Source organism: Microvirga sp. 2MCAF35 (assembly GCF_052115545.1).
Lineage (GTDB): Bacteria > Pseudomonadota > Alphaproteobacteria > Rhizobiales > Beijerinckiaceae > Microvirga.
This window is the reverse complement of record NZ_JBFRGW010000038.1, coordinates 1-26,205: the sequence shown is the minus strand read 5'-3', so window position 1 is coordinate 26,205 and position 26,205 is coordinate 1. Positions and strand designations below refer to the sequence as shown.

Below are 26,205 nucleotides of genomic sequence, written 5' to 3'. Positions count from 1 at the left end.
CGAGGAGCTGCACTGTTCCAGGTGAGCTCACCGGCACGAGGCCGACGACATAATCGGTGAAACTCCGGCCGGATCCCGGAAGGACATCACATCTGGCGCCCGGGGCGCCCAGATTATCGCCCCTCTGTTGACTTCGACCGATCCGTCCGGTTTGTAGCCCTCTTGCTTGCGCGTTTCTCGCGCCCAAAGGCCGGTACTCATCATGATGGACAAGACGTTCGATCCCTCCGCTGTCGAAGCTCGCATTTCCACCCGCTGGGAAGAGGCCGAGGCCTTCAAGGCCGGCCGGGCGGATCGCAAGGACGCGGTACCCTACACGATCGTCATTCCGCCTCCGAACGTGACCGGCTCGCTCCATATGGGCCATGCCCTCAATAACACAATCCAGGATATTCTCTGCCGCTTCGAACGCATGCGGGGCAAGGACGTGCTCTGGCAGCCGGGCATGGACCATGCGGGAATCGCCACCCAGATGGTCGTCGAGCGCCGACTGGCCGAGCGGCAGATCCAGCGCCGCGACCTCGGCCGTGAGGAGTTCGTGAGGCGGGTCTGGGAGTGGAAGGAGGAGTCCGGCGGCACCATCGTGCGCCAGCTCAAGCGCCTCGGCGCCTCCTGCGACTGGTCGCGCGAGCGCTTCACCATGGACGAGGGCCTGTCCCAGGCCGTCCTGAAGGTCTTCGTCGACCTCTATAAGCAAGGCCTGATGTACAAGGACAAGCGCCTTGTGAACTGGGACCCGAAGTTTCAGACAGCGATTTCCGACCTTGAGGTGATTCAGGTCGAGGTGAAGGGTAACCTCTGGCACATCCGCTATGCCATCGAGGGCATGCCGGACCGGTCCATCACCGTCGCCACTACGAGGCCGGAGACGATGCTCGGCGACGTGGCCGTGGCCGTTCACCCTGAGGATGAGCGCTACAAGGATCTCGTCGGGAAGTTCGCCGTCCTGCCTCTCACCGGCCGCCGCATCCCCATCGTGGCGGACGAGTACTCCGACCCGGAGAAGGGTACCGGCGCGGTGAAGATCACCCCCGCGCACGACTTCAACGACTTCGAGGTCGGTAAGCGTCACAAGCTGCCGCTGATCAACATCTTCGGTACCGAGGCCGAACTCAGCCTGGCCGGCAACGAGGCTTTCCTCGACGGTCTTGGCCAGTCCGGCGACCTCAAGCAGGTGCTGGCCCTCGACGGCCTGGACCGTTTCGAGGCGCGCAAACGCATCGTCGCGATGCTGGAAGAGCGTGAAATCCTCGCTCAGATCGAGCCGCACGCCCATACCGTGCCTCATGGCGACCGCTCCAACGTGGTGATCGAGCCCTATCTCACGGATCAGTGGTATCTGAACGTGAAGCCGCTCGCCGACCGGGCGCTCGACGTGGTTCGCAAGGGGCAGACCAAGTTCGTGCCCGAGAACTGGGAGAAGACCTACTTCCAGTGGCTCGAGAACATCGAGCCCTGGTGCGTGTCGCGCCAGCTCTGGTGGGGCCACCAGATCCCCGCCTGGTATGACGACCAGGGCAACGTCTATGTTGCCCTGAACGAGGATCAGGCCAAGGCCGAGGCACGGGAGAAGAACGGCCGAGACGTGCCGCTCAAGCGCGACGAGGACGTGCTCGACACCTGGTTCTCCTCGGCCCTGTGGCCGTTCTCGACCCTAGGCTGGCCGGACGATACGCCGGAGCTGAATCGCTACTATCCGACGAACACTCTCGTCACGGGCTTCGACATCATCTTCTTCTGGGTCGCCCGGATGATGATGATGGGCCTGCATTTCATGGACGAAGTGCCCTTCGACACGGTCTACATCCACGCTCTCGTCCGCGACGAGAAGGGTGCCAAGATGTCGAAGTCGAAAGGCAATGTCATCGACCCGCTGAATGTGGTGGAGCAGTACGGCGCGGACGCGCTGCGCATGACGCTCACCTCGATGGCCGCGCAAGGGCGCGACATCAAGCTCTCGGTCCAGCGCGTCGAGAATTACCGCAACTTCGCGACCAAGATCTGGAACGCAGCCCGCTTCGCCGAGATGAACGAGTGCAAGCGCATCGCCGGATTCGATCCGAAATCGGTGAAGGAGACACTCAACAAATGGGCGCTCAGCGAATGCGCTAAGGCGATCAACGAGGTTGCCGCCGGCATCCAGGGCTACAAGTTCAACGAGGCCGCAGGCGCAGCTTATCGTTTCGTGTGGAACGTGTTCTGCGACTGGACGCTCGAACTCTCCAAGCCCGTGCTCCAGGGCGCGGATTCTCCCGCCAAGGATGAGACCCGCGCGACGATTGCATTCATCCTCGACGAGATCTGCAAGCTCCTGCACCCGATCATGCCCTTCCTGACGGAAGAGCTGTGGGAGGTGAAAGGGCAGGAGGGCCCGAAGCGCGAGACGATCCTGGCACTTGCTCCCTGGTCGAACCTCGATCATTTGATCGACCCGCGGGCCGAAGCCGAAATCGGCTGGGTGGTCGACCTCGTCACCGAGATCCGCTCCGCCCGTTCCGAGACGAACGTGCCGGCCGCTGCGCAGATTCCGCTCGCGCTCGTCGCGTCGTCCGAGGACGTGAAGGCCCGCGCCGGACGCTGGGGCGATATCGTGAAGCGCCTCGCGCGGCTGTCAGATATCTCTTTCGTCGATGCGGCACCGAAGAGCTCGATCCAGCTTCTGATCCGCGGCGAAGTGGCGGCTCTGCCGCTGGAAGGCGTGATCGATCTCGACGCCGAGCGCGCCCGACTCGCCAAGGAAATCCAGAAGCTCGATGCGGAGGTGACGAAGATCGACGCGAAGCTCGGAAACGCGGATTTCATCAAGCGCGCGCCTGAGGAAGTCGTCGAGGAACAGCGCGAGCGCCGCGACGAGGCAATGGCCCGCAAGGCGAAGATGGAAGAGGCGTTGGGTCGTCTCAAGGACGCGTAAGGCAATTCACTCAAACACATGTCATCACCGGCCTTGTGCCGGTGATCTCGATTGAAAAGGCGCGGCGTTTCACAGTAGCGGGATGACAGGCACGAGGTCGGTCATGACGTGAGAGGGTGTCATTCGCGGCGGCCGTGGGTCGGGCAGGGAATCCACCCATGCGTCCCACGTTTGAAGATGGTTTTCCTTTTCCGCGGCGCGCCTTACCCCAGCACGAAGTCCACCAGCAGCTTCACGTTCAGAGCGACGATGACGGCGGCGATAATGCCCGCGACGACCGTGAGCCAGCGAGGCGTGACGAGTTCGCCCATTTTGGCTTTCGAAGCGGTCATGGTCACGAGGGGAATGACCGCGAAGGGGAGCTGAAGACTCAGGATCACCTGGCTCAGGATCAGGAGCTTCGCAGTGCCGCCCTCGCCATAGGCGATGGTGACGCCGGCGGCGGGGACGATGGCGATTCCCCGGGTGATCAGGCGGCGCAGCCAGGGCTCGATCTTGAAGTTGATGAAGCCCTCCATGACGATCTGGCCGGCCATGGTGGCCGTTACGGTGGAGTTGAGGCCGCAGCAGAGAAGCGACAGCCCAAAGAGCATCGGCGCGATGGCGCTGCCGAGGATCGGCTGGAGCAGGGTATGGGCCTCGCCAAGTTCAGCGATTTCGGTTCTGCCCGTATGATGGAAGGCGGCGGCCGCAAGGATCAGAAGCGATGCGTTGATCGTCAGCGCGAACATGAGCGCAATGGTCGAGTCGAGCGTTGCGAAGCGCAGGGCCTCGCGTCGCTCCGTTAGGCTGTCACCGTAGGCGCGCGTCTGCACGATACCTGAATGCAGGTAGAGGTTATGCGGCATGACCGTCGCGCCCAGGATCCCGAGGGCGAGATAGAGCATGTCGGGATTGGTGACGATTTCCGTCGTTGGGGCAAAGCCGGTGATCACGCCAGCCCAATCCGGATCAGCCATGGCGATCTGAACGCCGAAGCACACCGCGATGACGCCAAGCAGGGTGATGATGAAGGCCTCGACCCAGCGGAAGCCGAGATTCTGCAGATAAAGGATCAGAAATACGTCGAGCGCCGTGATGACGACGCCGATTTCGAGCGGAACGTCGAAGAGCAAGTTGAGGCCGATGGCCGTGCCGATCACTTCCGCCAAGTCGGTGGCACAGATGGCGAGCTCGGCCAAAAACCACAGGATCCAGGAGACCGGCTTCGGGTAGGCATCCCGGCAGGCTTGAGCGAGGTCACGGCCCGTAGCGACCGCCAGTCGGGCGCAAAGCGACTGCAGGATGATCGCCATGATGTTGGAGATCAGGGCCACTGAGAGCAGGGCATAGCCGTATTTCGACCCGCCGGCGATGGAGGTCGCCCAGTTGCCCGGGTCCATGTAACCCACGGCCACCAGGTAGCCCGGTCCCAGGAATGCCGCGGCCCGGCGCCAGACCGATCCCGGCCGTACCGCAATCGAGCGATTGACCTCGGGCAGAGAGGGCAGTTCCGACGAGTGCCGCCACGCGGCCTTTCGCACGAGGGAGATAGGAGCGGGCTGGTCCATAGGCTCTTTCTGCAGTTGCAAATGATTTGCAATAAGACGCTAGCTTGGATCGGACACCTGGGCAAGAGGGGAGTTGCACAAAGTTGCATGCGGAGCGCCGCCTTACTCTTAAGGGCAGATGGCCTGAGGCCTCCGGGTTGTTCGGGAGTGACAAGAGCCTTCAGGTTTGCTCTAGCTTTCCAAAACCGGGATGGGAAAATCTGGTAAGGGATCGAAATGCTCGAGAGTGTCCTGATCGCCAACCGCGGCGAGATTGCGTGCCGCATCATCCGCACCGCCAAGCAGCTCGGGATGCGTACCATCGCGGTCTATTCGGAGGCCGATGCGGATTCGCTCTTCGTGCAGATGGCGGACGAGGCCCATCTCATCGGCCCGCCGCCCGCCCGGGAGAGCTATCTCCGAATCGACAGGATCATTGAAGTCGCCCGGCGAACGAAGGCCGCCTCCATCCATCCCGGCTACGGTTTCCTCTCCGAGAGAGCCGAGTTCGCCGAGGCATGTGCAGCGAACGGCATCGTCTTCGTCGGTCCCCCGGCCTCCGCCATCAAGGCCATGGGCCTGAAGGATGCAGCCAAGTCGCTCGTGCAGCAGGCTGGCGTCCCGGTCGTGCCGGGTTACCACGGCTCCAAGCAGGATCCGGACTTCCTGCGCCAGAAAGCCTACGAGATCGGCTATCCGGTTCTCATCAAGGCCGTTGCCGGCGGTGGCGGAAAGGGTATGCGCCGGGTCGACAAGGCGGCCGATTTCGACGCGGCGCTCGAAAGTGCCCAGCGCGAGGCCTCGAGCGCCTTCGGCGATCCGCGCGTGCTGGTGGAAAAGTACGTCCTTTCACCGCGTCATATCGAAATCCAGGTCTTCGCCGACGGTCACGGCAATGTGGTGCATCTCTTCGAACGTGATTGCTCGCTCCAGCGTCGCCACCAGAAGGTGATCGAAGAGGCGCCGGCTCCCGGCATGACTCCCGAGATGCGCCAGACGATGGGGCAGGCGGCCGTCGAGGCAGCCCGCGCGGTCGGTTATGTGGGCGCCGGCACCGTCGAGTTCATTGCAGACGGTCGCGAAGGCCTGCGTCCCGACCGTTTCTATTTCATGGAGATGAACACCCGGCTCCAGGTGGAACATCCGGTCACGGAAGCGATCACGGGACTCGATCTCGTCGAGCTGCAGTTCCGCGTCGCCTCCGGCGAGGTGCTGGCGTTCTCGCAGGAGGATCTCGCCATCGATGGCCATGCGGTGGAGGCGCGCCTCTACGCGGAAGATCCGGAAAAGGAATTCCTGCCTTCGACGGGCAAGCTCTGGGCGCTCGAGTTTCCCGAAGGCGAGAGCATTCGCATCGATACCGGCGTCGAGGCCGGGGCTGAGGTCACGCCCTATTACGATCCGATGATCGCGAAGGTCATCGCCCATGGCGCAACCCGCGACGAGGCCTTGGACAAGCTGGCGGAGGCACTTGGACAAACGATCGTCGCGGGCCCGAAGACCAACGCGGCCTTCCTGAAGAAGCTTTGCGAGGCCCAGGGCTTCAGGGCAGGGCAGTTCGATACGGGCTTCATCGACCATAACATTGCAAGTCTTGGCGTCGGGCCACAGCCACTGGACGAGGTTGCGGTGTCGTTCGGCGCATCGGCGCTGATCTCGCGGGAGATCGAGCGGCTGCGCATGATGGAACTGCAGAAGAGCGACGAGCCCTCATCGCCATGGTCGATGCCGGACGGCTTTCAGCTTTTGGGGCTTCGCAGCGTCGGCGTTCCGCTGCGCGTGGACGGGGAGCGGATTGAAGCCCGCGAGGTGTTCAGTCGCGAGCATCCCGGCGCAAGCACCGTTGCCTTCGGTGCGAGCGATCCATGGGACGACGCGCAGATCGATCAGGAGGTTGAAGCACCGCATGGTGTCTACATCATCCGCAATGGGCGCCAGACTCTTGTCCAGCCCTATGATCCCTTCGACGTCGACCTCGAACACATGGACGAGGGCGGTACCGTCAAGGCACCGATGCATGGCAAGCTCATCGCCGTCTTCGTGCAGCCGGGCGACCGTGTCGAGAAGGGGCAGCGGCTTGCGATTGTCGAAGCGATGAAGATGGAGCATGTGCTGGTAGCGCCTTCCGATGCGGAAGTGGCGGAGATCGCCGCCGAGCCGGGCGCCCAGGTGGCGGAAGGGGCACGTCTCATCGTGCTCAAGACGGAGGAATGACCTGCGGCGCATCGCTCGGTGACGGACCGGCGAGCGCGTGGTTGAAACGGACATGGCACTTCATCTCATCAAACTCTGCGTCGGCTGCGATTCGATCACGGATCTCGAAGAATGGATCGACGAGAACCGCGCGCTGCATCGGCGCCTTGGGCGGGACTACGAGCAGACGCACACGACCCGCATGGTGCCCAAGCGCGTCGAGGAGCTGCTCGAGGGCGGCTCGCTGTTTTGGGTGATCAAGGGGCAGGTCGCGGCCCGCCAGAGGCTTCTCGCCGTTCGGCCCTTCACCGATGGGGACGGTATCGGCCGCTGTCACCTGGTGCTCGAGCCGAAGGTGATTGCCGTGGAGCCGCGTCCCTACAGGCCGTTTCAGGGCTGGCGCTACCTCGTCGCCAAGGAGGCGCCGCGTGACATCGACCTGAAATCAGGCGACCTTGCCGTGATGCCGGAAGACATGCGTCGCGAGCTGGCTGAGTTGGGCCTTCTGTAACCTAAGTGAATCATTGGGGACCGTTCGATGAGAATCCTCGCTGTTGCCTTCGCTCTTCTGGCTTGTGTCGGTGCTCCGGCGCTTGCGAAAGAGTGCCGCATGCCTGCTGTGCCGCCCGGCGTGCCGGTTCAAGTCCCGCCGGAATGCCGGGATCGTCTTCAGGACCGCCGCGCGCAGGAGGAGAGGCAGGATTCCGTGAGGGCGAGCAACGGCTTCATCGATCTGGGGAACGGCACGCAGGTGCGGGTCGGAGGCCGCATTCGGGCGGAGGCGGCTGGCCGCCGTTAGACTTTTTAGTTGGGGATCTTCCTCTTGGATGGGGATCTTCTTGGAACCGCGCTGGCTCGTGCAGCATTGGCTCAGCAGTTCAGTTGAGTGGAGGTTCCGATGCTGATGTGCGCATCCGAAGGCCGGCACTGGCGGTATGAAGTCTGCGAGCACGACGACGGCTATCTGGTTCAAATGCGGGACCTGACCACCGGGGAGCTCGACGAGGAATTTTCCACCATCTTCCGAACCCTGCCCGTGGCCTTCGCCTATGCGGAAATGTCGGCTGCCTACGAGCGCTACGCAGCGTCGGAACTCGATCACGCCGAAGATGAGCAGATTGAAGTCGAGGTGGAAGCAACCGAGCGGCACTTTATCGATCTGAGCGACAGGCTCCACGATTCCGGCATCAACGGCATCGTCGTCCAGGCTTGGGAACGGGAAAGCCAGCGCAGCCGGAACGCGCTCCTGCACTGAAGTCAGATCAGGGTAGCTTCAAGCCTCGCTTGCAAGCGAGGCCGCTCCCTCTAGCATCGCTCCATCACGACTCACGCCGTTGATGGAGTTTCCATGGCCGACCTCTCAGCCTTCCCGATCGCCTCCCGCTGGCCCGCCCAGCATCCCGACCGGATCCAGCTCTATTCCACCCCGACGCCCAATGGGGTCAAAGTCTCCATTATGCTGGAGGAGACCGGGCTTCCTTACGAGCCGCATTTCATCAATATCGGCCAGAACGAGACTTGGACGCCGGAATTCCTGTCCCTGAACCCGAACGGCAAGATCCCGTCCATGATCGATCCCGATGGGCCGGGCGGAAAGCCCCTGCCACTGTTCGAATCCGGCGCGATCCTGCTGTACCTCGCCGAAAAGACGGGCAATTTCCTGCCTTCCGATCCCGCCCGGCGCTATGAGACCATCCAATGGGTCTTCTTCCAGATGGCGGCCGTGGGACCGATGTTCGGTCAGCTCGGCTTCTTCCACAAATTCGCCGGCCGCGAGATCGAGGACAAGCGTCCGCTGGAGCGCTATCGCAACGAATCCAAACGCCTGCTGGGCGTTCTTGAGACGAGGCTCGAAGGCCGCGACTGGATCATGGGCGACGACTACACCATCGCCGACATTTCACTGCTCGGCTGGGTGCGCAATCTCATCGGGTTCTACGGCGCCGGGGAACTGGTGGAGTTCGGCAGCCTGAAACGGGTCCCGGCCTGGCTGGAACGGGGCCTCGCCCGGCCCGCCGTCCAGCGTGGTCTGGAGATCCCGAAGCGGCCTGAATAGCGATCCGCACCGGCCGGCATTCTTCGAGCCGGCGATTTACAACCGCCCCATCCCGGCCCACATGTTGGGGTGGGGACGATAACGATGATGCTGCTTCTTGGAATATTGGCCGTCGCTCTTCTGTGGTGGATGGGCAAGAATTATACGCGGGCCGACCCGAAGGTCATGGCGAAGAGCCTCAAGACCGTGGCCGGTGTCGCGGCACTCGGTGCCGCCGTGCTCCTGGGCGTCAAGGGGCGCATCGACATGGCCCTCCTGCTCGGCGGCTTCGGCGCCTGGGCATTGGGGTGGAGTGCCCTGAATCTTCCTGGTCCGTGGCGGAAATTCCAGCAGGCAGGGGGGCGGTTCTCCCGCATCCGGTCGGCGATGATCGAGATGGAGATCGACCATGCGACGGGGGCAGTCGAGGGCACCATCCTGGTCGGAGCCTTCGCCGGGCGGCGCCTCTCGAGCCTCGATCCGCAGAGCCTGAGCCGCCTTTACGATGAATGCGGCGCCCATGATCCGCAGGGTGTCCCGCTCCTAGAGGCTTATCTTGACCGCCGGTTTTCCGGCTGGCGTGAAAACACTCACGGAGACCGTGACACGCGGACGCGCACCCATGCGCATTCGGGCGTAATGACGAAAGAGGAAGCCTATCAGATCCTGGGCCTTCAGCCGGGTGCGAGCCTCGACGAGATCCGAAAAGCGCATCGGACGCTCATGAAGAAACTCCATCCCGACCAGGGAGGGACGGCGTACCTCGCGGCTCGCGTGAACGAGGCGAGAGAAGTTCTGCTGGGCCGACATCGCTGATACTCCACGCGCGATCCGGTTTGTCTTTGACCTGCGACGACACAAACACACGTGCCGTCGCAGCGGTCTCTCATCAGATCAGCCCCGTGAGGCGAAGCAGTTCATGCCGCTCTTCTTGAGCTGCTTGCAGGCATTTGCGGCATCATTGGATTCGGAGAACCCCGAGAATCGCGCCCGGTAGAGGGTGGAGCCGTCGACCGTCACCTTCTCCGTGAAGGGAGAAGCCTTGCCCAGGACCTTGCCGAAGCGTCCACGGGCTGAATCGAGCATGGCTTTCGCCTTGTCCTCGTCGTCCGTGGCGCCGAGCTGGATCACCCAGCCGGTCACGGTCTTCTTCGGCTCAGCCGCCTCGGTCTTGGGGGCTTCGGCCTTTGCGTCGATCTTGGCCTGGAGGGCGGCCTTCTGCGAGGCGGGCATCGGCGCCGGAGCGGCCAATGCGGCATAGGCCTGCGCGTTCAGGGGGAGCGGCTCCGGACCCTTCTGCCACCTCACCGAGGAGGGAGTGGTGGTCGAGCTGGCGCCGGCAGCCGAGGCAACGACCGGCCGCAAGGTGTTGAGGTCGAGCGGCTTACGCTCGGGAGCGGCCGGAGGCGTCGAAGCCTGAGCGACAGGAGCCTGTGGGATGGCGGAAGCCACTCTCACGGGAGCCGCGACCGGAGCGAGCTCTACCGGACGCGGAGCCGGGGCTTCGGCCACCATGGCAGGTTGGTTCTCGACAATGGCAGGGGCCGTACGGGCACCCGCATAGGCACGGGGCAGATGGCTCTGAATGAGGCTGGCCATCTTCTGGTCGCGGGAAGCGCCGGAGCGGCCGCCGAGCACCACGGCGACGAGGCTGCGATTGTCCGTGTTAACCGAGGTCAGCAGGTTGAAGCCGGACAGGCGAGTATAGCCCGTCTTGATGCCGTCCACGCCCTCGACCTTGCCGAGCAGCCGGTTATGGCCGCGGATGGTGCGGCTGCCGTACTGGAACGACTGGGTCTGGAAATAGGCGAAGTATTTCGGGAAGCGATCCTGAATCGCGCGGCCGAGAATGGAGAGGTCGCGGGCGGTGGTAACGTTTGGTGGCTCATGCGGAAGGCCGTGCGGGTTGTAGAATGCCGTCGAGCTCATGCCGAGCTCCTTCGCCTTGCGGGTCATCATCCGGGCGAAAGCATCTTCGGACCCAGCAATGTTCTCAGCAACGACAACGGAGACATCATTGGCCGATAGGGTCACCATGGCCTTGATTGCATCATCGACCTCAATGGTCGATCCAGGGCGGAGGCCTAGCTTGGTCGGGGGCTGGCTCGCCGCATAGGCCGAGACGGAAAGAGGGGTATCCCCGCGCATGCGGCCGCGCTCAAGCTGCTCGAAAAGCAGATAAAGGCTCATCACCTTCGTCAGCGAGGCCGGGATTCGCGGCTCGTCGACATTCTCGCCCTGGAGGATCTTGCCGGTCTTGGCATCGACCACGATGGAGGCGGAGAGGGGGCTGTATCCACCGCCGGAGGACCTGGCCTTACGGGCCGCCTCGGCCGGGGATACGACAGCCACCGCAACCGATGCTACAATGCCAATGAGAGCCCATGTCTTTCGGTGTCCCATCCAAACCGAATTCATGCTGCAAAAATCCCTGTTTCGCTTGGTTCTAGGCCCCTGCGCCCGGTTCTCTTGAGGGAACCGTTGCCGGCACAACACATCCTCTGACGGTAAGAGGTTGCGGTTACGGCGCGGTTAACAGGGAGGGTTCAATCGATGATTTTATTGTGCGTTGCACAATAGAACTTGACAAAATTTGTGCACTGCAGCATATTGCTATCGTCAGCTATCCAGCGGGCCCACCGTCATTTAACGCCTTATTGCCGAGGTTCACAATGCTTCAGCCGTTTACCCAGATTCAGAAGTTCGGCCAGGACAACCTGGACGCCACCGTGAAGGCGCTGGGCGCTTTCTCGAGCAACAGCCAGGTCATCGCATCCGAGACGGCGGATTTTGCCCGCAAGTCCTTCGAGCAGACCTCCTCGACGGTCGAGAAGCTGCTTGGCGTTCAGACCTTCGACAAGGCCATCGAGATCCAGACCGCCTTCGTGAGGGGCGCCTACGACAGCCTCGTCAGCCAGGCGACGAGGATGGGCGCGCTGTACTCCAATCTCGCTACCGAGACGATGAAGCCCTACGAAGGGCTCCTCTCCAAGGCGACGGCTGCGCGAGCCTGAGGCACGCCAGATTCTCTTGCATGAAACGCCCGGGCTTGTCCCGGGCGTTTTGCGTTGGGGCTGCGATGCATCCAGGGCCGAGCGGGTGCGTCTGCAAAGCTCGCGCAGGAGTGACCAAGATGTCGCTCTTTTCATCAGAACTGCGACCACCCATCTGGTTGATCTGGCAAACCGAATGGAGCGACTATACATTTGGCTTGATGCTGAAGGTGCGACTGAGCTCGGGCTGGAGGCCGAATGCCAGAAGAGAAGAAGGGGCGGTCGTTCGATTATGCTGCGGGTAGCTCAAGGTACTTTGACCCTGTCGGAGCCTTTTCCGATGTCCGCTGCCGGCGGGTCACAGCCTCCTGGAGGTGATGATGGCGGTCGCTCGAATACGGCCATCATCACGAAAACCAAGCCGCGCACGAAACGGCCCAACCTTTACCGCGTTCTTCTCTTGAACGATGATTACACCCCGATGGAGTTCGTGGTGCACGTGCTGGAGCGCTTCTTCAACAAGAACCGCGAGGATGCGACCCGGATCATGTTGCACGTCCACCAGAACGGCGTTGGGGAATGTGGAGTTTTTACGTACGAAATTGCCGAGACCAAGGTGACCCAGGTGATGGATTTCGCCCGCAAACACCAGCATCCTCTGCAATGCGTCATGGAAAAGAATTAGCCGAGCCCCGTCTCATAAAAGGACAAGCCGTTGCCGAGCTTTTCTCGCAGTCTTGAACAAGCCTTACATCGAGCTCTCGCTCTTGCCGGCGAGCGCCGCCATGAATACGCAACCCTCGAACATCTTCTCCTGGCCCTGATCGACGATCAGGATGCAGCCGCCGTCATGCGTGCCTGCAATGTCGATCTCGAAGTTCTCCGCCGCAATCTTGTTGATTACGTCGACAGCGAGCTTGCCAATCTGGTGGCCGATGGACGGCAGGATTCAAAACCTACGGCCGGTTTCCAGCGCGTCATCCAACGGGCGGTGATTCATGTCCAGTCTTCCGGTCGCGACGAGGTGACCGGCGCGAACGTGCTCGTGGCGATTTTCGCCGAGCGCGAGAGCCATGCCGCTTATTTCCTGCAGGAGCAGGACATGACCCGTTACGACGCGGTCAACTACATCAGCCACGGGATCGCCAAGCGTCCCGGTCTCACCGAGAGCCGCTCCCCGCGTGGATCCGAGGAGGAATCCTCCAGCGAGCGCCCGACGCAGGAAGAGGGCGACGCGCGTCAGAAGAAAAAGGGCGATGCCCTCGAAGCCTACTGCGTCAACCTCAACAAAAAGGCGAAGGAAGGTCGGATCGATCCGCTGATCGGCCGCGAGTCCGAAGTCCAGCGCACCATCCAGGTCCTGTGCCGTCGCCAGAAGAACAACCCGCTTCTCGTCGGTGAGCCCGGCGTCGGTAAGACCGCCATCGCGGAGGGTCTGGCCCGCAAGATCGTTCAGGGCGAGGTGCCGGAGGTCCTGAAGGGGGCCACCGTCTTCTCCCTCGACATGGGCACGCTCCTGGCCGGTACCCGCTATCGGGGCGACTTCGAAGAGCGCCTGAAGCAGGTCATGAAGGAGATCGAGGCGCATCCGAACGCCATCATGTTCATCGATGAGATTCATACGGTGATCGGTGCCGGCGCCACCTCCGGCGGCGCGATGGATGCGTCTAACCTCCTGAAGCCGGCCCTGGCTCAGGGCAGCCTGCGCTGCATCGGCTCGACCACCTATAAGGAATACCGCCAGTATTTCGAAAAGGACCGGGCTCTTGTGCGTCGCTTCCAGAAGATCGACGTGAACGAGCCTTCGGTGCCGGATGCCATCGAGATCGTGAAGGGCCTGAAGCCCTATTTCGAGGACTTCCACAAGCTCAAATATACCAACGATGCCGTGAAGGCTGCGGTGGAGCTCTCCGCCCGCTACATCAACGACCGCAAGCTGCCGGACAAGGCCATCGACGTGATCGACGAGACCGGCGCGTCGCAGATGCTCCTCCCCGAAGGTCGTCGCAAGAAGACCATCGGCATCAAGGAGATAGAGGCGACCATCGCCACCATGGCCCGTATCCCGCCCAAGACCGTGTCGAAGGACGACGCGGAGGTGCTCGCGCACCTGCAGGATACCCTGAAGCGGGTGGTCTACGGCCAGGACAAGGCTATCGAGGCGCTGTCCTCGGCGATCAAGCTGGCTCGTGCCGGCCTGCGGGACGCGGAAAAGCCTATCGGGTCCTATCTGTTTGCCGGCCCGACGGGTGTCGGCAAGACCGAGGTGGCGAAGCAACTCGCCGCGTCGCTGGGTGTCGAGCTCCTGCGCTTCGACATGTCGGAATACATGGAGCGGCACACGGCCAGTCGCCTGATCGGCGCGCCTCCGGGCTATGTGGGCTTCGACCAGGGCGGCCTCCTGACCGATGGCGTTGACCAGCATCCGCATTGCGTGCTCCTGCTCGATGAAATCGAGAAGGCTCACCCGGATCTGTTCAACATCCTGCTCCAGGTCATGGACCATGGAAAACTGACGGATCACAACGGCAAGCAGGTCGATTTCCGTAACGTGATTATCATCATGACCACGAATGCGGGCGCCGCCGACATGGCCCGCCCAGCCTACGGCTTCACCCGTACCAAGCGTGAAGGTGACGATACAGACGCGATCAACAAGCTGTTCACGCCCGAGTTCCGCAACCGTCTTGATGCCGTGATCTCCTTTGCCCACCTGCCGAAGGAAGTGGTCCAGAAGGTCGTGGAAAAGTTCGTCATGCAGCTCGACGCGCAGCTTGCCGACCGCAATGTCTCGATCGAGCTCACGGACGAGGCTCGCGACTGGCTGGTCGAGCATGGCTACGACGAAGCCATGGGCGCACGCCCCATGGGTCGTCTGATCCAGTCGACCATCAAGACACCTCTGGCGGACGAAGTCCTGTTCGGGCGACTGAAGAACGGCGGCGCGGTCAAGGTCGTGGTCAAAACGGACGAGATCGGCCTGGAGAGCCTCGGCTTCGAGTATGTCGAAGGACCGGTGAAGCCGAAGCCCGAGAAGGACGTGACGAACGCCGCCAAGAAGAAGCCCAAGGCAAAGGCGACTTCTTCGAAGACGAAAAAGTCCGTGAAACCGAAGGGATCGGATGGTAATGGAGGTGGCGGTGTCCGCACCGTTCCGAAAGTTCCGTTGGTTAGAGCATGACGAGTGAGATACACGAGGGACCCCTGGAGGCGTCCCAGACACTGGACGCTCCGGCGAAGCTGTCGTGGCGCGAGAAGCGCTACCTCCGGCGTCGCCGGCGTGTGTGGTTCGAAGAAGTCCTGGGTTGGATCCTCGTGCCGGTCATTGTCTTCGGCTGCTACTGGCTGCTGACTATCCTCCTGAATGCGGTCGGCACATCGCCGGCCGCGATCATGGAAGGGATCGACGCGATAATCTCCAGCCTTTGAGGCTTGATGCGGCCGGGCGATTGTTCGCCTGGTCTATCCTTCGCGTATTTCATGGGCTCCGGCCGCTTCATCCCACGGCAGGCCTGCCCAAACGTTACCTCGCAGCGGACGCCCTCAACGAGGGAGCAGATCAAGCGATTCAATCGTCGTTGGCGGAGTTGAGCTGGTCAGGCTTTAGCCCTTCGTCCACCTCGGTGTCGTGGGCCCGGACGAGCCATTCCAGTTGCTCCTGGACAAAATCGGGATCGCTGTGGAAGCGCATGGCGCAGGCGACCAGGAAGATTGCAACCTCAGGTAGATCCTCGTCACCCAGATCCGGAAGGATCAGCTCGAGTTCCGTCATGTTTCCGGAGGTGAGGATGGCCGCTTCGGTGGAGGGAATGACGGTGCCGGTGCTGTCTGAGTCTTGAGCCATTGAGTTGATCTGAGCCTTCTCGAGCGTGGGGTGTGGGCGGAAATCGCCTTCTCATTTTTTTAAGGCGAAGGCCGAGGAGGTAAAGCCTCGGGCTGTCGGAAGGTAATAGGCACAAGCAAAAGCCCTGCCACAGGGTCTGAGGCAGGGCTGGAATGAAGCGTGAGCCTCGAGCTTACGGGTAGGTGCAGACGTACCGCATGCCGTTCGTGGCCAGGAAAGTACCCGTCGACGGATCGTAGGAACGGTACTTGCGCGCGCAATAAGCGGCCATCTGAGGATCGACCGTGCCGGGAGGTGCGGGAGGGGCAGCCTGGGCTTGGTTGGCGATCGCGCCGGCGATCAGAGCGCCCGCTGCAAGGCCTGCAACGCCGGCCGCGACGGCAGCGCCATTGCCGCCATGGCGGTGATAATAACCATCACGGTAATAGGGTCGATAGCCGCGACGATAGTATTGGGCGTAGCTCTCGTTCGGGTACGCCTGGTCGATACGAGGCAGGGGGCGGGTCTGCATGGGGCTGGCACTGGCGGGCAGTGCCGACAGGAGCACCGCAGCGCCGACCAGGGCCGTTACGAATTTGCGCATATCAAATCCTCATTTACGGAAACTTCGGCAGAGGTCTGCTGATTATCGGCGCGGAATATAGCCTCAGCGGTCAAGCTCGCACAATCCCGATCTTCGTCCTGATTACGATGCTCGCCCCCCCCTCCGGTATTTATAGATGCTATTCAGGTATGGTCTGAAAGCAACCAGTTGAATACCATGGTCTATGCTTCCTTAGTGTTTCGAATGCCTGCAGCATATAGTTCAGGTCGAAGGATGCTCTAATCTCTGTGCTAAGAAAGTGCCGGTGGATATTCATTTGAATTTATGGATTTATTTCCGGGCATACCTCAAGGGGAGAAGTCTCTTCTTTCTCAAGGGTGGCACTGGATTTTTTGAAACAAATCGCCAATGATATGTGTGTTCTATTATAATCTCTCCTAGGTCGGGACCTCATGCTCCATCTCACGTTCCTTGCGACTGTGGTTGTCTTGCTGGGCGGCTTGACGTCGTCCTACGCAGCCGAGCCGTTGCCGTCGGCCAGCGGGGAGATCCTGCTGACGGTTACCGGAGAGATTGAAGCGACCAATGCTCCAGGGCGGGCGGAATTCGACCGGGCTATGCTGGAGGCACTAGGGCGGAAGAGTCTCACGGCCACTTTCGTCATAAGCGGTAAAGCGCATCGTTTCGAGGGCGTCCCGCTGCGCGCTGTCCTCGACCGGGTAGGCGGCAAGGGGGCGACGATCCGGGCTTCGGCTTGGAACGATTATGAGGTCGACATCCCCTGGGACGATCTCAAGTACGATCCCCTGCTTGCCATGTCGGCGGACGGTCAGGTGCTGACGCTCCGCGACAAGGGGCCTTTGTGGATCGTCTACCCTCGCGACGACCATAGCGCCTTGCGCGACGACCTCCACGATTCTCGCTGGGTCTGGCAACTCAATCGACTGCGGGTCGTACGACCATGAGGCTCAACCTCAGCAATTACAAGGCTGCTCTGGTCACTCTGGTTGCGATTGCGGTGCTGGCGCTGTCGCTCACGTTTACGGTCTGGCGCCTGCTCAACGTCGAAGAGGATCTTCGGACAGAGGAGACGCATGCCAATCTTTGGCAGATTTCCCAAACGCAGTTCGAAGCGTCGATCTTGGCCGAAAGCCTAACGCGCGCAGCCATAGGAGAAGCCTTTCCCGATCGCGAGCAAGCTCCCGAGTTTCGATTGGCTATCTTGATCAGCCGGATGGCCGTTCTCCTGGAGGGAATGCAAGGCCATGTCATCGAGAAGGTAGGATCCCTTGGGACCCTTAAGGAAGCCTACCTGCAGCTGACCTATGCAGAGCCGCTGCTCAAGGGGCGCGTCGATCCCCAGGCCGCGCAGCTGCTAAGGGTGCAGGTTCGTGATCTCGCCTATCAGCTAAGAGACATCGCCAATAAGGTCATGCTGCTCAACCGTGGTGAGATGTCAGAAAAGCGCTCCATGTATTTGCGCTATGTCTTCGAGAGCTTCGCCTTCATTGTCGGCATCGCCGTCAGCGCTTCGTTTCTTCTCCTCCGCCTGTTCAAGGGTATGCAGGAAGCCAGCCAAGCCCGCCAGCTTCTCAGGCAGGAGCAGGAGCTTTCCGATCTGGTCATCAACAACATCAGCAATCAAGGCATCGTCATGTTCGATGCCGAGCTCCGGTGCCTGCTCTGGAACCCGGGCATGGAAGACCTGCTGAACATCAAGCCCGAACAGGCCGTGGGACAGCACATGTCGGATATCGATCCGATTTTTGCTCAGGAGAACGTGATCGGCTCCCTCATCCGCGCGACGGAGGGAATGAGCTCGATTTTCGAGAACGAGACATCGTCATCCGACGGGCAGGAGCAATGCCTGGAGATCAACTGTCTCCCGGTCTCCATGGCCGAGCGCAAGCTCGGAATCGCCTTCATGCGCGATGTGACCGAGCAATGGCTGGCCCGCAAGCAGGCGGAGCGGCAGAACTTCGATCTCGAGATCAAAGTGCTTCAGCGTACGGCCGCCCTGCGTCAGGCCGAGCGCCGCCTGATCGCCGCGATCAAGTCCGCATCGGAAGGGTTTGCTGCCTTCGACTGGACGGGAAAGCTCCTCTTCGCGAATGAGCAGATCTGGGCTGCCGCGCCGGTATCCTTGTGGTGCAACGAGGAAATGGGCCTCACGAGCTTTCTGCGGTGCTTTGCCATGTGCGAAGGGGCCGACATGCGTCTCGTCAATGCGGAGCCTCCATTCGAGGAGATCGAGCTGGATCTCATGCTCAAGAAGGATACCTGGGCTCGTCTTTCGCTCACGAAGGCTGACGGCGCGACGATCTTCGTGCGCCTGACGGACATTTCCGGCTACAAGCAGGTCGCAAGGGCTCTCGAATCCGCGCTCAGCCGCGAGCGTGAGACCACCAACGCATATCGCAGCTTCGTGTCCATGGTGTCCCATCAGTTCAGGACACCGCTCGCCATTCTGGATTCCAGCGCTCAGCGCATTTTGCGGCGTGGGGCTGAACTGACGCAGGACGAGCTGGTTACGCGCGTCCAGAAGATACGGAATGCCGGCACCCGGTTGACCCGTCTTGTGGAGAGCGTGCTGAACGCAGCCAAACTCGATGCAGGCACGATCGAGGTCAATCCCGCCTCCTACAATCTGGTGGATCTCGTCGTAGACATCTGCGATCGGCAGCGCGAGGTCAGCACGCAGGCCGATATCCGCTTCGACATCCCCAATCTTCCCGTGACGGTCTATTGCGACGGCATGCTCATCGAGCAGGTCGTCGTCAATCTCCTGTCAAACGCCATCAAGTATTCAGGGGATACGCCAGTCGTCGAGATAAAGATCTGGATGGAGGGATCCCGCGCCTTCTGCTCCGTCCGGGACTGGGGAATCGGAATTCCAGCGGATGAATTGCCGAAGATCTTCGATCGTTTCTATCGTGCCCGAACGGCATCGGGTATCGCCGGAACGGGAATTGGATTGAATTTTGCCCAACGGATCATGCACTTGCATGGGGGAGAAATTCAGGTTGAAAGCTACGAGGCGGCCGGATCGTTGTTTACCTTCGATCTGCCCATCGCCAATGCCGAACAAGCGCAACAGGCTGCATGAGTGACAGACCCCGATGAATGCTCAAAAAACAATTCTTTGCGTTGAAGACGAAGACGACCTGAGGGACGATATCGCCGAGGAGCTGGAGGCCGCCAATTACCGTGTTCTCCAAGCCGCCAACGGCAGCGAGGCGCTCAGTCTCCTCGAGAAGCAACGGCCGGACCTCGTGCTCTGCGACATTACCATGCCGGGCCTTGGCGGCTACGACGTGCTCAAGGCTCTGCGCGAGCAAGGCACGATGTCCGATGTTCCGTTCATCTTCCTGACCGCGCTCGCCGAGCGGAATGACGTTCTCACTGGCAAGCAGGCGGGCGCGGACGACTATCTCGTCAAGCCGATCGACTATGAAATCCTGCTTGCGACCATCGCAGCCCGCCTCGATCAGGTCACCCGCGTTCAGACGCATGCCGTCACGCGGGCGGAGGAATCCTGGCAGGAGATCCTGAAATCCTCCAAGGGGCGGACGGTCGATGCCCTCTACAAGGCAACCTTCGCTTTCGACCGCTTTCTCGTCGGCGTGGTGATCGTCGACGAGAACGGCGCCATTCGGGTGATGAACAAGGAGGCGCAGCGCATTCTGGCCGAGGATGACGGCCTGATCGCCGCGCAGGGAATCCTGAAAGGGTCCGCGGCCAAGCAGAACAGCAAGCTCTATTCGGCGGTCGGAAAGGCTTTCGAGGAAGAGACGCTCGACGAAATCGTCTCTTTCCCGCGTATTTCGGGCGGTCGGCCCTATCTCGTCCTGATCCAGGGACAGCGGTTCTCCGCAGAGGAGCGGCCCGAAGCCGTCGTGCTGCTCGTCATCGACACGGAGCAGCGAGCCAAGGTCTCGGGCGACACGCTCGTACGTCTCTATGGCCTGACGCCATCTGAAACGCGGGTCGCCCTCATGCTGATCGACGGCAAGCGTCTCGATCAGATCGCCGAAGAACTCGACGTGGCCCAGACCACGGTCGTCTTCCACTTGAAGAACCTGTTCCGGAAAACCGATACCAACCGCCAGGCGGACCTCGTTCGCGTGCTGCTGTCGGTACCGCTGCGCAGCGCCGGTCCCTGAGGTGGACCCGCGAGAATCGCGATGGGACAGGTGGAGGTGTTAACGGATCGCTCACCATTCCGGCGGAATAAGCCTTGAACCAAGCTTTGCCACAATCTGTTCAGCTTTCAGAGAGACTTGGGACAGTATATCTCATGACATGAAGAGGATGGCACGTAGCCTTTCTCCTGTCGTAGGTGATGATCATGAAGATCTTCCGACTTGTTTCCGGTACCGTTGCGGCTCTGGCGCTGGTCACCGGCCTGGCTGCCGCCCAACCGGCTGCAGCGCGTGACCGCCTGTCTCCCGGTGCCGCCGTGGCTCTTGGAGCCCTGGGAGGTCTTGCCGTGGGTGCCGTCGTTGGTTCGGCCGTCGCCCAGCCTCAGCCTCCGGTCGTCTACCGGGCTCCGCCGCCGCCCCCGCCGGTCTACGTGGAAGAAGCTGCGCCGGTCTATTACGAGCGCCCCGTCCGTGAGGTCTATGTGGAGCGCTGCACGACCGAGCGTTACCGCGAGTGGGTTCCCGGCTGGGGCTGGGAGCACCGGACCCGCCGGGTCTGCAACTGAGTTCCTGAAAAGGCCCGTCTCTGACGGGCCTTTTGTTCATCGGTCTGGCAACCGGGATTCCGCCTCTGCGTTGTTCGCATGAAGCATCAAGCGAGCTCAGCCATGACCGACACCCCGAAAGATCAAGCCTCTTCCGACCAAACGAAGCTTAATCCCGGTGATCAGGCCGAGCCGGGGACCCCGGGGGCGGGTGAGAATATCTGTCCCGAATGCAAGGGCAGCGGCCGCATCGGCGCCACGCCTTGTCCGATCTGCGGCGGCACGGGCACGATCATCGAGGGAATCGGCGGCGCTTAGGATTTGTCCGGCTTCGCCATCCAGCGGACCAGGGGCATCAACGGAACGATCCAGATCAGGCCGAGCACGATATAGGCCACGGTCTGGAGGAGCTTGGGCGCCTGTGTGATCCGGCCTTCAGCGATGGCCATCGCGAACAGCGCATAGAAAATGATGAAGGCCAGCATGACCACTGTGCCGATCAGCTTGCGCAGGCGAACGCCCATGGCCGAAATCCTCAAATCATCGACGTCGCGTGTGAGCGGTGCGTCACCGGCATGAATTGCCTCTCGAAGGCATAGCCTCTATGTGACGTCCGTATCCCGGGTTCAAGCCCTAATCGACGATGAGAGTGAGCATGGCTGTCGCAGCCTCCACCGAGGGCGTGCCGTTGGCGCGCGTACCCCAAAGCCGGTCCTTGTCCGCCGTTCGCATCTGGATCTACAGCCTCGCCGCCTTGGTCGTTCTGATGGTGGCGGTGGGTGGAGCCACGCGCCTGACCGGTTCGGGCCTTTCGATCACCGAATGGAAACCCGTCACGGGCGCCATTCCGCCCTTGACCGAGCAGGCTTGGCTGGCTGAGTTCGAGAAATACCAACAGATTTCCCAATACGAACTCGTCAACAAGGGAATGACCCTATCGGAGTTCAAGTTCATCTATGCCTGGGAGTGGGGGCACCGGCAGCTCGGCCGTCTGATCGGCCTTGTATTCTTCCTTCCACTCGTCTGGTTCTGGGTGCGGGGAACGATCAAGGGGCGGCTGGCTCTGACCCTTCTCGTCATCGGAGCCCTGGGCGGGCTTCAAGGTGCCATTGGCTGGATCATGGTGGCCTCGGGTCTTGAGCCGGGCATGACCGCCGTCGCGCCGATCAAGCTTGCCCTTCATCTGACGGTCGCCAGCATCATCCTGGCCTGCCTCGTCTGGGTGGCATCGGGACTGAAGGATCGTTCCGGCTCCACGGGCCAAGAGGTGCAGACGGGTTATGCGCCCCGCATTCTCGTTGGGCTGATCCTGTTTCAGATCGCGCTCGGCGGTCTCGTGGCCGGATCGAAAGCCGGGCTGACCTACAACACCTGGCCCCTGATGGACGGGGTTCTCATCCCGCCGGCTTCGGCCCTGTTCCTGGTCAAGCCCTGGATCGAGAACTTCGTCGATAATGTGCTGCTCGTTCAGTTCAATCACCGCCTCGTAGCCTACGCCATCGTGGCCTTTGCCCTGTGGCATGCCTGGACCTCGTACCGCCATGATTCATCCTCGAAAACCGCCGGTCGGGCGATGGGAATGGCCTTCCTGGTGCTGGGACAGATGGTTCTCGGGATCGTGACGCTGCTGCTCGCAGTGCCGCTCTGGGCTGGCCTGGCGCATCAGATCTTCGCCATGGCCGTGCTCGCCATGGCCGTGGTTCATGCCCGGGTGAGCAAGCCCTGACATAAGGAAAGGGCGGCCTTTTCAGGCCGCCCCGAAAACCGAGTTCCGCTGAGATTTAGCGGACGATCTGGACGATGCGGCGGGTGCCGGGCTCGACCAGAACCGGGGTATCGTTCACGACGGTGTAGCGATAGTTCGTGACGCCGTACTCGGCGGGAACCTCATAGTACTGCACGCCGGAAGCCGGCAGGGTTGCGCCGACGCGAACCTCCTGCTGGTAGGTGTAGGACGGAACGCCCTGGGTCACGACATACTGACGGAACTGCGGCTGCTGCTGCTCGGCGAGACCGCCCACGATCGCGCCCGTCACGCCGCCGATCGCCGCGCCGACCGGGCCGCCGACGATGGCGCCACCCACGGCGCCGGTGGTTGCACCAGCGGCCACGCCGCCGCCGGACTGGGCAAAGGCGCCAACCGGGGCGAGGGCCACGAGAACAGCGCCTGCAAACAAGATCTTCTTGGACATTTGTCAGCTCCTAGACTGGTGAAGTCTGGAGCTTAACGGCTAAGCGAGAGTGTGGTTCCGGCCGCGAAAAGCAGTTTCAAAGAGATCAATGCGGGCGAAAGTTCATTAAACCATAGCGGGAATGTTTATCTATGGTCGTTCATTTTCAGAGTACCATGGTTCAGTTTTCTGAACGACCGTTTTTGGTTCCATCTGAACTTCAAAAAGTCATTTTAGAAGCCCGGCGAGACGGAATCTGCCGCAGGACAGCGGCTTGAAATCGGCCAACCGAACCCATCGCCCGTGAAAATCGTCGTGGGAATACGTCGCGAATTAGGAAATCAGTACTTGCTCTCAGATAGGTGAACAATATTAAGATAGGTTAACCCCTAGGTGCAGGGCTGTAGGAACAGGCTTATGAGGAGTCAGGCATGAATGTGCTGGTATTTGCTTCGCGAAAAGGCGGCTCGGGTAAGAGCACGCTTGCTGCTCACCTCGCGAGTTATATCGCCAACCCTTCCCGCCCTACGTTGCTGATCGACAACGATCCCCAGGGCTCCCTGTCCCTTTGGCACAAGATCCGCAATCAGGAATTCCTGGGCCTGAAGCACAACGTGCGCAACATCGATGAGGCCATCAAGCAGGCCAAGCGCGAAGGCTACGAGTGGGTTCTCGTCGATACACCGCCGAACAAGTCCGCCATCGTGGCCGAGGCGATCAAGCAGGCGACCCTCGTGATCGTTCCGACCCGCGCAAGCCTGTTCGACATCGCTGCCTTGCAAGATACGGTCGCCATCGCCCGCGAGCATCGCAAGCCCTATGCCGCTGTGATCAATGCAGCACCGGCCAAGCATGGCGATGCCGAGGCCCATGTGGTTGCCGATGCGCGCGGGGCCCTGAACGCGCTTCAGGTTCCGGTCTGGGCCGGCCAGATCACCCATCGTCCGGAGCTGACTCTCTCCCTCGCAACGGGCGAGGGGGCTCGGGAATACGATGCGAATTCCCAAGGGGCCGATGAAATTGGCCGCCTCTGGACGGCGCTCGAGCGTTCGCTCAACGCTATCCACAACACCTACAAGAAGGCTGGCTCGTCTCGCGCCGCGTAGGTATCGGGTTCCATTTCAGTAAAAAGGGCGGCTCAAGGGCCGCCCTTTTTGCTCGCCATTGTTGGGTCCATCGCACCTGCCGTGCCGCGTCATGGCCTTACCTGTTGCGGTCATCCTCGCTTACAGAACCACCACGCCATGAAGACGTCATGCCCGGCACGAGGCCGGGCATGACGGGGAGGGGATGAACGGGGATCCGCGCGTAAACTGATTACGCTGCGTCGAGAGCCTGATTGAGGTCGTCGATCAGGTCCTGCGTGTCTTCGAGGCCGATGGAGAGGCGCACCACCTCGGGGCCCGCTCCGGCCTGTGTCTTCTGCTCGTCCGTCAGCTGGCGGTGAGTGGTCGAGGCCGGGTGGATCACGAGAGACCGGGTATCGCCGATATTCGCCAGGTGCGAGAACAGCTTGAGGTTCGAGACGAGCTTCACGCCGGCCTCGTAGCCGCCCTTGAGACCGAAAGTGAACACAGCGCCGGCGCCCTTCGGGCAGTACTGCTTGGCGAGGTTGTGATAGCGGTCCGAGCGCAGGCCCGGATAGCTGACCCAGGACACCTTGCTGTGGCCCTCCAGATGTTCCGCGACGGTCAGGGCATTGTCCGAGTGACGCTGCATGCGCAGCGGCAGGGTCTCGATACCGTTGAGGATCAGGAAGGCGTTGAAGGGCGAAAGGGCCGGTCCGAGGTCGCGCAGGCCGAGCACGCGGCAGGCGATGGCGAAGCCGAAATTTCCGAAGGTCTCGCCCAGCACCATGCCGGCATATTCCGGCCGTGGCTTGGACAGCATGGGATAGCGGTCGTCGCCCGCGAAGTTGAACGAGCCCCCGTCGACGATCAGGCCACCGACCGAGTTGCCGTGGCCGCCGAGGAATTTCGTGGCCGAGTGGACGATGATGTCCGCACCGTGCTCGAAGGGGCGGATCAGGTAGGGAGACGCCATCGTGTTGTCGACGATGAACGGAACCCGATGCTTCTTGGCGATGGCCGCAATGGCCTGGAGGTCGACGATCACGCCGCCGGGATTGGCGATGGATTCGACGAAGATCGCCTTGGTCTTCGGCGTAATGGCCGCCTCGAAGGAGGACGGATCGTCCGAATCGGCCCAGACCACGTTCCAGCCGAAATTCTTGTAGGCGTGGTTGAACTGGTTGATCGAACCGCCATAGAGTTTTTTGGCCGCAATGAACTCGTCACCGGGTTGGAGCAGAGTGTGGAAGGTCAGGAACTCGGCTGCGTGGCCGGAAGCCACTGCGAGAGCCGCCGTTCCGCCTTCGAGTGCGGCCACGCGCTCCTCCAGGACGGCGCAGGTCGGATTGCCGATGCGGGAATAGATGTTTCCGAACGCCTGAAGGCCGAAGAGCGATGCGGCGTGGTCCACGTCGTCGAAGACGAAGGATGTGGTCTGATAGATCGGCGTCGCGCGGGCACCGGTCGCAGCATCGGGAGCCGCCCCGGCATGGATGGCGAGCGTGTTGAAGCCTGGCAGACGGTCGGTCATGGTTGGGCGTTCCTTCAGGAAATGAGTGCGTTCTATTTAAAGAACGTATCGTTCGTCCGTCAAGGAGGGTGTTGTGTCCGCAATGACCTGTCTCGATTTCCCCTGAGGAGAGGGCGCAGCCTGGGTCCCAGCACGTCCCGTGTTTTTTGGGAGTTTTTTCGGGATACCGGTCGAGGTGGCTCTCCAACTCGGAGGTAACCGATGTCCTTCGTATATCTCTGTCAAAGAGCCAGCACCTTGGGGCCCGCAGCTTGCGCTGCGAGCCTTTCAGGGGTCGAGGGAGGCGCGACGGGCAGCCCGGCTCGCTTGAGTGAGAAATGGAAGAGCCGAACTGCTCCTCGCGCACGGTTCTTTTAGGCGTTTCGACTTGGACCAGCACAGGGCTGCCAAGGGCCTCCCGGCGCCGGCTGCGTGACCGGCGGACAGGACCGTGCCGGATCCCACAMCKTGCGACGCCTCGCGAAGCGCGCCCCTCGTCGGATCAGGCTGTGCAACGATATAGCCAAGGTTGCAGCATCTGTCAAGAACAAAGTGAGAACATAACATCGCTCTCACCCTCCGGCCTCATCCTGAGGAGGTCACGTCAATGACCGTCTCGAAGGAGGCTCCAGTACGCGCAGGATGATCCTTCGAGACGCAGCTGCGCTGCTCCTCAGGATGAGGCCGGAGGGTTTGGGAGAGAAGGCGTGGATGGCCG

At 61.6% G+C, this 26,205-nt stretch carries 25 protein-coding genes; 18 read left to right on the top strand and 7 right to left on the bottom strand.

Annotation, left to right across the window (positions count from 1 at the left end):
* Positions 1 to 202: 202 nt before the first annotated feature.
* The gene (locus AB4097_RS17205) at positions 203 to 2,911 is read left to right on the top strand and encodes a valine--tRNA ligase (protein WP_442041750.1); all 2,709 of its coding nucleotides are present in this window, start codon (positions 203 to 205) and stop codon (positions 2,909 to 2,911) included.
* Between the two features lie 203 nt (positions 2,912 to 3,114).
* On the opposite strand, the gene AB4097_RS17200 is transcribed toward AB4097_RS17205, so the two are convergent.
* Positions 3,115 to 4,461, bottom strand: coding sequence for an Nramp family divalent metal transporter (locus AB4097_RS17200; RefSeq protein WP_442041748.1), 1,347 nt, complete (start codon positions 4,459 to 4,461; stop codon positions 3,115 to 3,117).
* 216 nt (positions 4,462 to 4,677) lie between these two features.
* Here AB4097_RS17200 and AB4097_RS17195 point away from each other — a divergent pair, with 216 nt between their 5' ends.
* From AB4097_RS17195 to AB4097_RS17170, 6 genes are all read left to right on the top strand, one after another.
* Positions 4,678 to 6,654, top strand: a complete 1,977-nt coding sequence (locus tag AB4097_RS17195; protein ID WP_442041746.1) for an acetyl-CoA carboxylase biotin carboxylase subunit — start codon at positions 4,678 to 4,680, stop codon at positions 6,652 to 6,654.
* 52 nt (positions 6,655 to 6,706) lie between these two features.
* A complete protein-coding gene (locus tag AB4097_RS17190; protein ID WP_442041744.1) occupies positions 6,707 to 7,144 on the top strand; it encodes a DUF1489 family protein in 438 nt (145 codons plus the stop codon).
* Between the two features lie 99 nt (positions 7,145 to 7,243).
* Positions 7,244 to 7,432, top strand: a complete 189-nt coding sequence (locus AB4097_RS17185) for a hypothetical protein (RefSeq protein WP_442041742.1) — start codon at positions 7,244 to 7,246, stop codon at positions 7,430 to 7,432.
* Between the two features lie 105 nt (positions 7,433 to 7,537).
* Entirely contained in the window at positions 7,538 to 7,888 is a 351-nt protein-coding gene (locus tag AB4097_RS17180) for a hypothetical protein (RefSeq protein WP_442041740.1), read from the top strand.
* 93 nt (positions 7,889 to 7,981) lie between these two features.
* Entirely contained in the window at positions 7,982 to 8,689 is a 708-nt protein-coding gene (locus tag AB4097_RS17175; RefSeq protein ID WP_442041738.1) for a glutathione S-transferase N-terminal domain-containing protein, read from the top strand.
* An 84-nt stretch (positions 8,690 to 8,773) separates the two neighbouring features.
* Complete coding sequence (locus AB4097_RS17170) at positions 8,774 to 9,484, top strand: DnaJ domain-containing protein (RefSeq protein ID WP_442041736.1); 711 nt, start codon at positions 8,774 to 8,776, stop codon at positions 9,482 to 9,484.
* Between the two features lie 78 nt (positions 9,485 to 9,562).
* Here the strand turns inward: AB4097_RS17170 and AB4097_RS17165 are convergent, their stop codons facing one another.
* The gene (locus AB4097_RS17165) at positions 9,563 to 11,086 is read right to left on the bottom strand and encodes an SPOR domain-containing protein (protein ID WP_442041734.1); all 1,524 of its coding nucleotides are present in this window, start codon (positions 11,084 to 11,086) and stop codon (positions 9,563 to 9,565) included.
* Between the two features lie 254 nt (positions 11,087 to 11,340).
* Here AB4097_RS17165 and AB4097_RS17160 point away from each other — a divergent pair, with 254 nt between their 5' ends.
* From AB4097_RS17160 to AB4097_RS17145, 4 genes are all read left to right on the top strand, one after another.
* Positions 11,341 to 11,682, top strand: coding sequence for a phasin family protein (locus AB4097_RS17160; protein WP_442041732.1), 342 nt, complete (start codon positions 11,341 to 11,343; stop codon positions 11,680 to 11,682).
* Positions 11,683 to 12,001: 319 nt separating this feature from the next.
* Positions 12,002 to 12,346 (top strand): ATP-dependent Clp protease adapter ClpS, encoded by a 345-nt coding sequence (clpS, locus tag AB4097_RS17155; RefSeq protein WP_114946835.1) that lies wholly within the window; start codon positions 12,002 to 12,004, stop codon positions 12,344 to 12,346.
* Positions 12,347 to 12,376: 30 nt separating this feature from the next.
* The gene (gene clpA / locus AB4097_RS17150) at positions 12,377 to 14,842 is read left to right on the top strand and encodes an ATP-dependent Clp protease ATP-binding subunit ClpA (protein WP_442041730.1); all 2,466 of its coding nucleotides are present in this window, start codon (positions 12,377 to 12,379) and stop codon (positions 14,840 to 14,842) included.
* On the top strand, positions 14,839 to 15,090 hold the full coding sequence (locus AB4097_RS17145) for a hypothetical protein (protein ID WP_442041728.1): 252 nt from the start codon (positions 14,839 to 14,841) through the stop codon (positions 15,088 to 15,090). The genes clpA and AB4097_RS17145 overlap by 4 nt, the downstream gene beginning before the upstream one ends.
* A gap of 139 nt (positions 15,091 to 15,229) precedes the next feature.
* On the opposite strand, the gene AB4097_RS17140 is transcribed toward AB4097_RS17145, so the two are convergent.
* Both AB4097_RS17140 and AB4097_RS17135 read right to left on the bottom strand, forming a co-directional pair.
* Positions 15,230 to 15,505: a hypothetical protein gene (locus AB4097_RS17140; RefSeq protein WP_442041726.1), complete on the bottom strand. Its 276-nt coding sequence runs from the start codon at positions 15,503 to 15,505 to the stop codon at positions 15,230 to 15,232.
* Positions 15,506 to 15,677: 172 nt separating this feature from the next.
* Positions 15,678 to 16,088, bottom strand: a complete 411-nt coding sequence (locus tag AB4097_RS17135; protein ID WP_442041724.1) for a BA14K family protein — start codon at positions 16,086 to 16,088, stop codon at positions 15,678 to 15,680.
* Positions 16,089 to 16,549: 461 nt separating this feature from the next.
* Between AB4097_RS17135 and AB4097_RS17130 the strand changes: the two genes are divergently transcribed.
* The 5 genes from AB4097_RS17130 to AB4097_RS17110 all read left to right on the top strand — a co-directional run bounded on the left by AB4097_RS17130 (position 16,550) and on the right by AB4097_RS17110 (position 21,054).
* Complete coding sequence (locus AB4097_RS17130) at positions 16,550 to 17,014, top strand: hypothetical protein (RefSeq protein WP_442041722.1); 465 nt, start codon at positions 16,550 to 16,552, stop codon at positions 17,012 to 17,014.
* Complete coding sequence (locus tag AB4097_RS17125; RefSeq protein WP_442041720.1) at positions 17,011 to 19,155, top strand: PAS domain-containing sensor histidine kinase; 2,145 nt, start codon at positions 17,011 to 17,013, stop codon at positions 19,153 to 19,155. Before AB4097_RS17130 ends, AB4097_RS17125 begins: the two co-directional genes overlap by 4 nt.
* Before the next feature lie 13 nt (positions 19,156 to 19,168).
* A complete protein-coding gene (locus AB4097_RS17120) occupies positions 19,169 to 20,212 on the top strand; it encodes a response regulator (protein ID WP_442041718.1) in 1,044 nt (347 codons plus the stop codon).
* A 185-nt stretch (positions 20,213 to 20,397) separates the two neighbouring features.
* Positions 20,398 to 20,757 carry a hypothetical protein gene (locus AB4097_RS17115; RefSeq protein WP_442041716.1) on the top strand — a complete coding sequence of 120 codons (360 nt, stop codon included), beginning with the start codon at positions 20,398 to 20,400 and terminating at the stop codon, positions 20,755 to 20,757.
* A 102-nt stretch (positions 20,758 to 20,859) separates the two neighbouring features.
* Positions 20,860 to 21,054, top strand: coding sequence for a hypothetical protein (locus AB4097_RS17110; RefSeq protein WP_442041714.1), 195 nt, complete (start codon positions 20,860 to 20,862; stop codon positions 21,052 to 21,054).
* On the opposite strand, the gene AB4097_RS17105 is transcribed toward AB4097_RS17110, so the two are convergent.
* Positions 21,051 to 21,260 carry a DUF2842 domain-containing protein gene (locus AB4097_RS17105; RefSeq protein ID WP_442041712.1) on the bottom strand — a complete coding sequence of 70 codons (210 nt, stop codon included), beginning with the start codon at positions 21,258 to 21,260 and terminating at the stop codon, positions 21,051 to 21,053. The genes AB4097_RS17110 and AB4097_RS17105 overlap by 4 nt on opposite strands.
* A 131-nt stretch (positions 21,261 to 21,391) precedes the next feature.
* On the opposite strand from AB4097_RS17105, the gene AB4097_RS17100 reads away from it, so the two are divergent.
* The gene (locus AB4097_RS17100; protein WP_442041710.1) at positions 21,392 to 22,462 is read left to right on the top strand and encodes a COX15/CtaA family protein; all 1,071 of its coding nucleotides are present in this window, start codon (positions 21,392 to 21,394) and stop codon (positions 22,460 to 22,462) included.
* 55 nt (positions 22,463 to 22,517) lie between these two features.
* Here AB4097_RS17100 and AB4097_RS17095 read toward each other — a convergent pair whose 3' ends face one another.
* The gene (locus AB4097_RS17095) at positions 22,518 to 22,928 is read right to left on the bottom strand and encodes a DUF1236 domain-containing protein (RefSeq protein ID WP_442041708.1); all 411 of its coding nucleotides are present in this window, start codon (positions 22,926 to 22,928) and stop codon (positions 22,518 to 22,520) included.
* A 410-nt stretch (positions 22,929 to 23,338) separates the two neighbouring features.
* Here AB4097_RS17095 and AB4097_RS17090 point away from each other — a divergent pair, with 410 nt between their 5' ends.
* Positions 23,339 to 24,013 carry an AAA family ATPase gene (locus AB4097_RS17090; protein ID WP_442041706.1) on the top strand — a complete coding sequence of 225 codons (675 nt, stop codon included), beginning with the start codon at positions 23,339 to 23,341 and terminating at the stop codon, positions 24,011 to 24,013.
* Between the two features lie 211 nt (positions 24,014 to 24,224).
* Here AB4097_RS17090 and AB4097_RS17085 read toward each other — a convergent pair whose 3' ends face one another.
* Positions 24,225 to 25,508 carry an O-acetylhomoserine aminocarboxypropyltransferase gene (locus AB4097_RS17085; RefSeq protein WP_442041704.1) on the bottom strand — a complete coding sequence of 428 codons (1,284 nt, stop codon included), beginning with the start codon at positions 25,506 to 25,508 and terminating at the stop codon, positions 24,225 to 24,227.
* Positions 25,509 to 26,205 lie beyond the last annotated feature (697 nt).

What these genes read in the sequence shown, in the direction of transcription:
- AB4097_RS17205 (WP_442041750.1), top strand. Translation starts at nt 203, where the DNA reads ATGATGGACAAGACGTTCGATCCCTCCGCTGTCGAAGCTCGCATTTCC.
- AB4097_RS17195 (WP_442041746.1), top strand. Translation starts at nt 4,678, where the DNA reads ATGCTCGAGAGTGTCCTGATCGCCAACCGCGGCGAGATTGCGTGCCGC.
- AB4097_RS17090 (WP_442041706.1), top strand. Translation starts at nt 23,339, where the DNA reads ATGAATGTGCTGGTATTTGCTTCGCGAAAAGGCGGCTCGGGTAAGAGC.
- AB4097_RS17120 (WP_442041718.1), top strand. Translation starts at nt 19,169, where the DNA reads ATGAATGCTCAAAAAACAATTCTTTGCGTTGAAGACGAAGACGACCTG.
- clpS (WP_114946835.1), top strand. Translation starts at nt 12,002, where the DNA reads ATGTCCGCTGCCGGCGGGTCACAGCCTCCTGGAGGTGATGATGGCGGT.
- AB4097_RS17170 (WP_442041736.1), top strand. Translation starts at nt 8,774, where the DNA reads ATGATGCTGCTTCTTGGAATATTGGCCGTCGCTCTTCTGTGGTGGATG.
- AB4097_RS17145 (WP_442041728.1), top strand. Translation starts at nt 14,839, where the DNA reads ATGACGAGTGAGATACACGAGGGACCCCTGGAGGCGTCCCAGACACTG.
- AB4097_RS17175 (WP_442041738.1), top strand. Translation starts at nt 7,982, where the DNA reads ATGGCCGACCTCTCAGCCTTCCCGATCGCCTCCCGCTGGCCCGCCCAG.
- AB4097_RS17140 (WP_442041726.1), bottom strand. Translation starts at nt 15,505, where the DNA reads ATGGCTCAAGACTCAGACAGCACCGGCACCGTCATTCCCTCCACCGAA.
- AB4097_RS17100 (WP_442041710.1), top strand. Translation starts at nt 21,392, where the DNA reads ATGGCTGTCGCAGCCTCCACCGAGGGCGTGCCGTTGGCGCGCGTACCC.
- AB4097_RS17160 (WP_442041732.1), top strand. Translation starts at nt 11,341, where the DNA reads ATGCTTCAGCCGTTTACCCAGATTCAGAAGTTCGGCCAGGACAACCTG.
- AB4097_RS17180 (WP_442041740.1), top strand. Translation starts at nt 7,538, where the DNA reads ATGTGCGCATCCGAAGGCCGGCACTGGCGGTATGAAGTCTGCGAGCAC.
- AB4097_RS17125 (WP_442041720.1), top strand. Translation starts at nt 17,011, where the DNA reads ATGAGGCTCAACCTCAGCAATTACAAGGCTGCTCTGGTCACTCTGGTT.
- AB4097_RS17185 (WP_442041742.1), top strand. Translation starts at nt 7,244, where the DNA reads ATGCCTGCTGTGCCGCCCGGCGTGCCGGTTCAAGTCCCGCCGGAATGC.
- AB4097_RS17135 (WP_442041724.1), bottom strand. Translation starts at nt 16,088, where the DNA reads ATGCGCAAATTCGTAACGGCCCTGGTCGGCGCTGCGGTGCTCCTGTCG.
- AB4097_RS17190 (WP_442041744.1), top strand. Translation starts at nt 6,707, where the DNA reads ATGGCACTTCATCTCATCAAACTCTGCGTCGGCTGCGATTCGATCACG.
- AB4097_RS17110 (WP_442041714.1), top strand. Translation starts at nt 20,860, where the DNA reads ATGACCGACACCCCGAAAGATCAAGCCTCTTCCGACCAAACGAAGCTT.
- AB4097_RS17115 (WP_442041716.1), top strand. Translation starts at nt 20,398, where the DNA reads ATGAAGATCTTCCGACTTGTTTCCGGTACCGTTGCGGCTCTGGCGCTG.
- AB4097_RS17085 (WP_442041704.1), bottom strand. Translation starts at nt 25,508, where the DNA reads ATGACCGACCGTCTGCCAGGCTTCAACACGCTCGCCATCCATGCCGGG.
- AB4097_RS17095 (WP_442041708.1), bottom strand. Translation starts at nt 22,928, where the DNA reads ATGTCCAAGAAGATCTTGTTTGCAGGCGCTGTTCTCGTGGCCCTCGCC.
- AB4097_RS17165 (WP_442041734.1), bottom strand. Translation starts at nt 11,086, where the DNA reads ATGAATTCGGTTTGGATGGGACACCGAAAGACATGGGCTCTCATTGGC.
- AB4097_RS17200 (WP_442041748.1), bottom strand. Translation starts at nt 4,461, where the DNA reads ATGGACCAGCCCGCTCCTATCTCCCTCGTGCGAAAGGCCGCGTGGCGG.
- AB4097_RS17105 (WP_442041712.1), bottom strand. Translation starts at nt 21,260, where the DNA reads ATGGGCGTTCGCCTGCGCAAGCTGATCGGCACAGTGGTCATGCTGGCC.